Consider the following 8,352-nt stretch of genomic DNA (forward strand, 5'->3'; position numbering starts at 1 on the left):
TTATCGATATAAGGCTACTAAATCTGCTACCCGATTCGTGCCATAGACAAATAACAGTATTCATAAAATCTTCCGCCCGATGCAATAAGTTCATCGTAAGTGCCATCTTCAACAATTTGCCCCTGATCCATAAATAAAATACGATCCATTTTTTCCAGGCCTTCTAATTGATGAGTGATATAAAGACATGTTTTTCCCTCTATGTATTTCATCAAGTCTGTATGTAAAGACCTTCTGGTCACCTGATCAAGACCTTCTAAGGGTTCATCCAGCAGCACGAGTTGCGGATCGCGCAAAAACAATCTTGCCAAGGCAACGCGTTGTCGTTCACCACCGCTCAAGCCATGCCCGCCGGATCCGATAATGGTATCAAGCCCCATCGGTAGCCGATTTACAACCGACTGCAAAGAAGCTCTTTTAATGGTCCTATTTATATCGTCATCGGATGCACTCGGTCTGGCGAGCCGAATATTATCCCTCAAAGAAGCATGGAAAAAATATGTATCTTGTGTAATGGTCCCCAGTAGCTCTCTCCACGCATCGATAGCGATATGTTTTAACTCATGCTTCCCTATATCAATCGAGCCACCGTAATCATAAAGTCGCTCCAGCATATTAAACAATGTTGTTTTACCGGAGCCGCTGGCTCCGACAATTGCTACAGATTGCCCTTTAGGGATGAATACATCAAGATTTTCATAAATAGTATTATGTTCATCATACGCAAAGGATACGTCTTTAAAATGTATATGTTCTATCGTATCAATCAGCTCCGGCTGTCCATTTTCGATTACAGAAGGTCGCTCTTGCGCTAAAGCTAATAAACGATTCGTCGCAATCCGGCTTTCAACACCGTGATGAACAGCGGCTATCATCGGCTGCAATGATTCAAACCATGCCTGAATACCAATAGCCGCTACGGCTACCATAACGCTCGCATAAAGCCCCGACAACGCATGTGCAGCCATACAGGACACTATGATAACTGTTAACTGTATACACGCGATAAAAACCGTATTCCCACGATTCATATTCTTATCTATGGATGACTTACAGTCATCAACCGCGGTCATCATAGATTGAATTCGTTCATACACAAGATTTTCATTGCCGTAACTGATGATATCCTCCAAACTGTCCATTGTATCGCTAAGTAAAGCTTTGTATTCGCCCTGCTGTGGTGCAATCACGCGAAGATTTTTTTGATTATAACCATATACAACTATTGGTAATATAATCCCCGTCACGACTGCAGCTATCAAAACGGCCCATAACAGGCCAGGGCTGATTGTAAAAGCACCGTACGCTACTAATGCGGTCAAGCCGATAGCAGCTATCGGCGGAATTAAGGTACGCAAATAGAAAAATTGTAATACTTCAATGTCCCCCATAATACGGCTTAACATATCGCCCGCTCCGATACGTTTCAAAATCGCCGGTGCAAGCGGCTCCAACCTTTTATAAAACCAGAGGCGCAATCCGTATAAGCCCTGAAACGCCATGCGATGCGATGTATATCGTTCAAAATATCGACACACGGCACGACTGATTCCGAAGAAGCGTACCCCGACAATAGCAAGGCTCAAATATGTTATATCCGGATGTAATGCGGCGGAGGCCAACAACCAAGCGGATACACTGAGAAGACCTACATTCATAAAAACCGTAAGAAATGTAAAAATCAAAGCAAGTACGAGGGACCATTTAGCAGGGCCAAGAACAGAAAATAACAGCTTCCAGCCTTGTAAATCAATAATGGATCCAGCGCCGCTTCTCTCCAAGCTTTCATTATGTGGCGTGTCGTCCCCGTACATCGCTTCAGCACGAAGCGAGGGATGTACCGATTGACCAACCGGCACATTCTCCGGTGCTTCATAGCCAGATTCATACAATGTGAAAGCTCCCGAAACGGTATCATCTGATTTGCCAACATCAGCAGATAGTCCGTTCGAAGCTATATCAAGCTTTCCGATTCCTGCCGATACTAACTCCTTAAAATATCCATCATTATTGATGAGTTCATCATAGGTACCTTGTTGAATAATATGTCCGTCTTTCAACACATAAAGAGACGATGCCCAGTGCATCGTCTGCAATCGATGTCCGATGAGAATGACGATTTTCCCCTTCATCAGGCGTTGAACGGCATGACTGATTATAGATTCTGTTTTTACATCCAAGTGAGCTGTCACTTCATCCAGGACAAGAATTTGTCCCCGTCGTAAAAATGCACGCGCTAGGGCTACCCGCTGTCGCTCACCTCCGCTAAGACCTGCACCGCCTTCACCGATAACCGTATCGAGGCCTTCCGGTTTACGTTTGATTACGTCAATTAACGCCACCTCATTACACGCATTTAAAATGTCCTCATCACTGACATCCAGGCCAAAGGATAGAATCTCACGCAGAGTTCCTTTCATAAGATGAGGCCGTTGAGATACATAAATAACTTGTCGACGCCACCAGTCTATATCTAACTCCGTTATATCATAACCGTCAACAAAAACCGTACCTGTCGGAGCCTTTAAAAATCCGCCTACAATATGAGCAATCGTTGATTTCCCCGCTCCACTTTCACCGACAAGCATGACGGGTTTATCACGATGCGCCTGTAAAGATATATGGTGTATACCGTTTTTACCCTCTCCATAGGTAAAGGTTAATACATCAATTGAAATCTCTTGTAGCGGCTCACCGATACATTGAGATCCACCTTCGGGTAAAAGTGATTGAGATGCCATAAATTCTTCGTATTTAAGTATAGACGTCTTTCCGGCCATCCCTGTATGGAAGGCCGCCCCCAACTGTCTGAACGGTGTATAAAACTCCGGTGCCAGCAGTAAAATAAAAAATGCCGGTAAAAAAGCGATATCTCCATCCAGCAAGGTTAAACCTAAATAGACAGCGATCAAAGCGGTACTGATAGTGCTCACTAATTCAAGCACTAATGCGGACAAAAAAGCGACACGCAACACACGCAACGTGGAATCTTTAAACTCTCGAGATAAACGGGCTATAACATGAATTTGCTCTTTTGCACGACCAAACAGTTTCAATGTCGTAATACCTTGTAGCACGTCAAGAAAATGGCCTGATAAAAAGCTCATACGTTCCCACTGTTCCTTGTTGAGGCGATCTGCCTGCTTTCCGATCAGGATCATAAAAAACGGAATCAATGGAACGGTTATGATAAGAAGAATACCGATAATCGGCATCGTATTTACAATGGCAATTCCCATCACAAGGGGAATCATGACGGCATAGAGAATTTGCGGAATATAACGAACCACATAGGCATCCACCTGGTCTAAGCCATCCGTGATCATATGAATCATATCGCCATGTCGCTCTTTCTGCTGCACGCCGAGCTGAAACATATGTCGTAATGCGTGAGCACGAAAAGATGCTTTCACGGAGCTCCCCAGCCTCGATGCTATCGTCTCCTGTAAATAATGAGAACCCAGGCGAAATATAATGGCAATCCCTAAATAAATCAAAATATCAAGTTCATCCTGAACTGAATGCTCCAAGAATATGAAATTATTAAGTAAAACAGCAAAAAACCATGCCTGTGTAACTATGGCGAGGCTTTCAATAAAACATGTCATCCCGAGTAAAAAGAACGGTCCCTTATGCTCGAGTAACGCCTTTAATGCGGTACGTTGTATCATATAATATCCCTTTTAAAAGTACTAATTCTAAATTGAATCTAATTTTATCAATATTACACTCATCTTACCACAAAAAAGAGACGTGCCGCTACAGCACGCCTCACAATGAATACTAATTTTCATGATTCAGATAATATAAACTTTGAATACTATAAATTCCATCCGATTAGTAATGTAAATCTTTTTCTGTTACACGATGACGGAATGTCCAATATACCCAGGATTGGTACACCAAAATAATCGGTACAAACACGAATGCTACGCAAGTCATTAATGCCAATGTGTATGTAGAATTTGCCGCATTAGAAATTGTTAAGCTCCACTCAGGATTCAAGGACGAAACCATAATACGAGGGAATAAGCCGGCAAAATATGCGACGGTTCCTAAAATAACGGCTAAAGAGCTGAATACAAAACCCCATTTTATATTACGAGTACGTGTAGCTCCCCAGGAAATAAGAAACGACAAAATCGCTAACATGAAACAGATAAGAGCACCTACGGAGTTAAATAAATCGGTATATACATAGGTAAGTACCGCCAATGCTATGATGCTGATAGCAGCTGGAACACCGGCTACTAATGATGCAGCTCTAGCACGTTCAGATATAGGCCCGGCAGTCTTAATAGATGTAAATAAACCGCCATGGTATATAAATAACAAAACAAATGCTATGCCGCAAGGAATAGTATATGCGGTAAATAAATCTGAGATTGTGCCCACATAGGTCATACTTCCATCGATCGGTGTACCTTGAATCAAATCGCCTACCATAATGCCCCATAATAAAGCAGGGATTAACGAGCCGAAAAAGATACAGTAATCAAAGGTCTTACGCCATAATAGATTAGGGCTTTTGGAGCGGAATTCAAAGGATACGCCGCGAATGATAAGCATAGAAAGCATCAAAAATAGTACCAGATAGAAACCGCTGAATAATGTAGCATATACATGCGGGAAGGATGCAAACAAAGCACCGCCAGCAGTAATCATCCACACTTCATTGCCATCCCATATAGGGCCTAGCGCATTAATCATTTGGCGACGTTCCACATCAGTTTTACCGATGATCGGCAACAAAATTCCTGTTCCATAGTCAAAGCCTTCTAATAAGAAGAAGCCCGCAAACAGTATGGTAATTAAGATGAACCATACCACCTCAAGGTTGTTCCAAATCAGTTCCATAGTCGCGCCTCCTCTTTTTCAACCACATCATGAGACGGATTACCTTCCGGACCTTTTTTAATATGCTCTACAGCAAGGTAAATTGCCGCAATAGCCGCTAATAGATACATGAGAGTAAAACCGATAATCGTCGTCAAAATTTCACCTGCCGTTACAGCTTTAGATGCACCGTCCGCAGTGAGTTGTAAACCATATACAATCCATGGTTGACGCCCCGCTTCCGCTACAAACCATCCCGTGGAATGCGCGATAAACGGCAACGGTAACATCCAGAACATAATTTTTAAGAAGATGCGATTTCCTACAAGCTTATTCTTCGCATTGAGGATAAGTCCTACAAAAGCGACAAGCAACATGAGAGAACCGGCAGCGACCATGATACGGAATGTCCAGAAAATAGCTCGTACATCAGGGATGTAGTTACCAGGTCCATATTGAGCCTCGGACTTAGCTTGTAATTCTTTAATTCCTTCCACCTTGCCGGAAGTGAATGAATTTTGAGTCAAGAAAGACAAGCCACCGGGAATTTCAATGGCACCTGTATTTTTCTGTTCCTTTACATCGATATTGGCAACCAGCGAGAATGGAGCCGGATCCTGTGTTTCCCATAACGCTTCCATCGCTGCCATTTTCATCGGCTGTACCTTTGTAACATACTGCCCCTGATGGTGACCGGCCAAGGCCCCCAATGTACCGAATACAAGGGCAAAAACCATGCCCCATTTAGCAGACTTGCGATAAAAATCAGTAGCATTGTTACGCAATAAATGCCAAGCACTGATAGACATGATGATTATACCGGCAGTTAATAAACCATTAAATACGATATGAAAGAATTGTCCCGGCACATAACCGTTTTGAATGATAGTAAAAAAGTTCTCCATCTCTACACGGCCATTACGTAATACATACCCTACAGGATGTTGCATAAAAGAATTCGCTACGAGTATCCAGAAGGCAGATAAACTTGTCCCCAACGCTACCAACGTAGCTACAAAAGCATGAACCCCTTTATTCAAACGGTCCCAACCGAAGATCCACGCCCCCATAAATGTGGATTCCAAGAAAAATGCCATTAATGCTTCAAGGGCTAACGGAGCACCGAAAATATCACCCATAAAACGAGAGTATTCCGCCCAGTTCATACCGAAGTGGAATTCCTGAACAATACCCGTCACAACCCCCATAGCAAAGTTAATAAGGAATAATTTTCCCCAGAACTTTGCCATTTTTTTATATACTTCTTTACCGGTGGCCACATAGGTCCACTCTAAAATAGCTACGATCACTGTCATGCCTATCGTAAAAGGCACGAATAACCAGTGATAAATAGATGTTAGCGCAAATTGTAATCGAGCTAAATCTACAGCCTCAAACATCTGTTTTCCTCCTTAGAATTAAATTCCTACCATCACTTGATGAGCTCATCGATTTCAAGACTTGCATCATTGCACTTGTGAAAGTGGTCGTAATTCTTGCAATATAGCCGCCTCTCGCTCAGCCAACTGGTAAAAATTAACCCCTTCTAACTGATCTATTAGTTGATGTTGAATGATTCCCATCGCTTCATTAATAGCACAACGTCCCTTACAAGACTTTGAACATGAACCCATATCATATAAACATTGTTGTAAATACGCATCCCCTTCTACCGCTCTAATCACATCGAGCAATGAAATATTTTTAGGTTCACGATTAAGTGCAAACCCGCCATCCACACCGCGGAAGGATCTCATAATCCCTGCTGCAATAAGACTACGCATAATTTTGAGCAAAAACCGTTCAGGAATTAACTCCCTCTCGGCCAACACAGCACCTGTTACCTTTTCTCCAGGAGATAACAAAGACATATGTAAAACCATACGAAATGCATAATCCGTGGCCTGATTTAACTTCATATAATCTCCTTTCTTATACACACGGACTTACGTATTACTAAGACTAGTATAAATGAAAGAAAACAATACTGCAATGGTATTGTTTTCTTTTTTCATGATTAACTCATCGTTTATTTAGTTATTTCTCTCACCAAATGAGCCATTTCAGGAATAATCAGTTTTCCCATAGCCAATGTAACTGCCCCTACGGATCCGGGTACAGAAAATATAAGAGTATGATTATTGACTCCCGCCTCTGCCCGAGACGCCATAGCCTTTGTACCGATATCTTCCGTATAGGATAGGAACCTGAAAATCTCACCAAATCCGGGAATATGCTTTTCATATAAACTGTTAGCGGCCTCAATCGTAACATCCCGTTTGGCAATACCTGTACCGCCTGTAGATATGATGACATCGATACTTTCATCATCACACCAGGGAATCATGGCATTGCGAATTTCATTATAGTCATCGATAACAATTCGCCGCGCCGCAACAATATGATTGGCATTTTCTAAAAATTCCTGTACCTTATTACCGCCCTTGTCGGTCTCCAATGTGCGTGTATCTGAAACAGTTAATACCGCAACACGTAACGGTCTTACTACAACTTCCTGAGACATAACTCCTCCTAGAATAATGGAACTAAAGAGGCCAGCTGAATCCACCCCTTGTCACGCAATGTATCGCGTAACCCCCATGTATATTGAATAAACGGCGCACAATGTAGGCGCAATAAAAATGATAAATAAGTCGTATCACCTTCAAATACCGCGAGTCTTGGCAACGCATATAAATTATCCCCCGGTTTTACCGTCCCCGGTTGAACCGTGAAAGCCATCTTATATCCCGATGTCTTTGTAACATGTTGAACAATACCATTATTAAATCCGCCCGGATACGCTAAATATCTTACCGGCTCGCCTAGTATGGCCTCTAACGTCGTTTTGCCTCCACCAATTTCATCTGGTAATTGAGTAAGATCCACATGTGTTAACACCTTGTGATGATTTGTGTGCCCTTGTACATCAAAACCGCCTGCCTCCATTTTATGTAGTTCATCGATGCTTAAAAATCGGTCTGTATTCACTGCATCACTGATCATAAATAGAGTCGCCTTCATATTATATTCTTTCAAAATGGGCAATACATTATTGTAATTATCGATATATCCATCATCAAAGGTAAGCACAATCGGCTTATCCGGTAAGGCCCTGCCCTTCTCTACATAATCATAAAGCTCATCCAAAGTTATCGTGTGATATCCATGATCATGGAGATACGCCATTTGACGATGAAATTCATCTACTTTCACAGTCAGCGACGACTGTTTCTCATCATTCACCTGATGATAATTAAGAACCGGCACGCCATAAATTTTATAATCGGTTGATATGCCCCACATGATACCGATTGCCGCGGCTAATAAAGCAATAACAATGAAACAGGCGAATACTATATTCTTAATACATCCTATGCCATACTTATACATAGTTTTTATCACTCCCATCATTTAGATACGTATCGAGAATACCATACTTTAACCTGTTTTTTCAATAAGAATCCTTATGAATTAAGAGGTATACACAAAAAAAGACACACTACTTTTCGCTTG

Annotated in this window: 6 protein-coding genes; all 6 read right to left on the minus strand. The window is 42.0% G+C overall.

Translation table 11 applies throughout. The features are described 5' to 3' along the window. Nucleotides 1-26: 26 nt before the first annotated feature. The 6 genes from cydD to HMPREF1521_RS06095 all read right to left on the minus strand — a co-directional run bounded on the left by cydD (nucleotide 27) and on the right by HMPREF1521_RS06095 (nucleotide 8,229). Complete coding sequence (gene cydD, locus HMPREF1521_RS06070) at nucleotides 27-3,671, minus strand: thiol reductant ABC exporter subunit CydD (protein WP_038117132.1); 3,645 nt, start codon at nucleotides 3,669-3,671, stop codon at nucleotides 27-29. A gap of 166 nt (nucleotides 3,672-3,837) precedes the next feature. After that, the gene (cydB, locus tag HMPREF1521_RS06075; protein WP_038117134.1) at nucleotides 3,838-4,857 is read right to left on the minus strand and encodes a cytochrome d ubiquinol oxidase subunit II; all 1,020 of its coding nucleotides are present in this window, start codon (nucleotides 4,855-4,857) and stop codon (nucleotides 3,838-3,840) included. Next, nucleotides 4,848-6,236: a cytochrome ubiquinol oxidase subunit I gene (locus HMPREF1521_RS06080; protein ID WP_038117136.1), complete on the minus strand. Its 1,389-nt coding sequence runs from the start codon at nucleotides 6,234-6,236 to the stop codon at nucleotides 4,848-4,850. Before HMPREF1521_RS06080 ends, cydB begins: the two co-directional genes overlap by 10 nt. 66 nt (nucleotides 6,237-6,302) lie before the next feature. Then, on the minus strand, nucleotides 6,303-6,755 hold the full coding sequence (locus tag HMPREF1521_RS06085) for an Rrf2 family transcriptional regulator (RefSeq protein ID WP_038117137.1): 453 nt from the start codon (nucleotides 6,753-6,755) through the stop codon (nucleotides 6,303-6,305). Between the two features lie 110 nt (nucleotides 6,756-6,865). Further along, nucleotides 6,866-7,360, minus strand: a complete 495-nt coding sequence (locus HMPREF1521_RS06090; RefSeq protein ID WP_038117138.1) for a molybdenum cofactor biosynthesis protein B — start codon at nucleotides 7,358-7,360, stop codon at nucleotides 6,866-6,868. An 8-nt stretch (nucleotides 7,361-7,368) separates the two neighbouring features. After that, complete coding sequence (locus HMPREF1521_RS06095) at nucleotides 7,369-8,229, minus strand: polysaccharide deacetylase family protein (protein WP_038117140.1); 861 nt, start codon at nucleotides 8,227-8,229, stop codon at nucleotides 7,369-7,371. Nucleotides 8,230-8,352 lie beyond the last annotated feature (123 nt).

Origin of the sequence: Veillonella sp. AS16 (assembly GCF_000517785.1) — a bacterium.
Taxonomy (GTDB): Bacteria; Bacillota; Negativicutes; order Veillonellales; family Veillonellaceae; genus Veillonella; species Veillonella denticariosi.

What these genes read in the sequence shown, in the direction of transcription:
- cydD (WP_038117132.1), bottom strand. Translation starts at nt 3,671, where the DNA reads ATGATACAACGTACCGCATTAAAGGCGTTACTCGAGCATAAGGGACCG.
- cydB (WP_038117134.1), bottom strand. Translation starts at nt 4,857, where the DNA reads ATGGAACTGATTTGGAACAACCTTGAGGTGGTATGGTTCATCTTAATT.
- HMPREF1521_RS06080 (WP_038117136.1), bottom strand. Translation starts at nt 6,236, where the DNA reads ATGTTTGAGGCTGTAGATTTAGCTCGATTACAATTTGCGCTAACATCT.
- HMPREF1521_RS06085 (WP_038117137.1), bottom strand. Translation starts at nt 6,755, where the DNA reads ATGAAGTTAAATCAGGCCACGGATTATGCATTTCGTATGGTTTTACAT.
- HMPREF1521_RS06090 (WP_038117138.1), bottom strand. Translation starts at nt 7,360, where the DNA reads ATGTCTCAGGAAGTTGTAGTAAGACCGTTACGTGTTGCGGTATTAACT.
- HMPREF1521_RS06095 (WP_038117140.1), bottom strand. Translation starts at nt 8,229, where the DNA reads ATGTATAAGTATGGCATAGGATGTATTAAGAATATAGTATTCGCCTGT.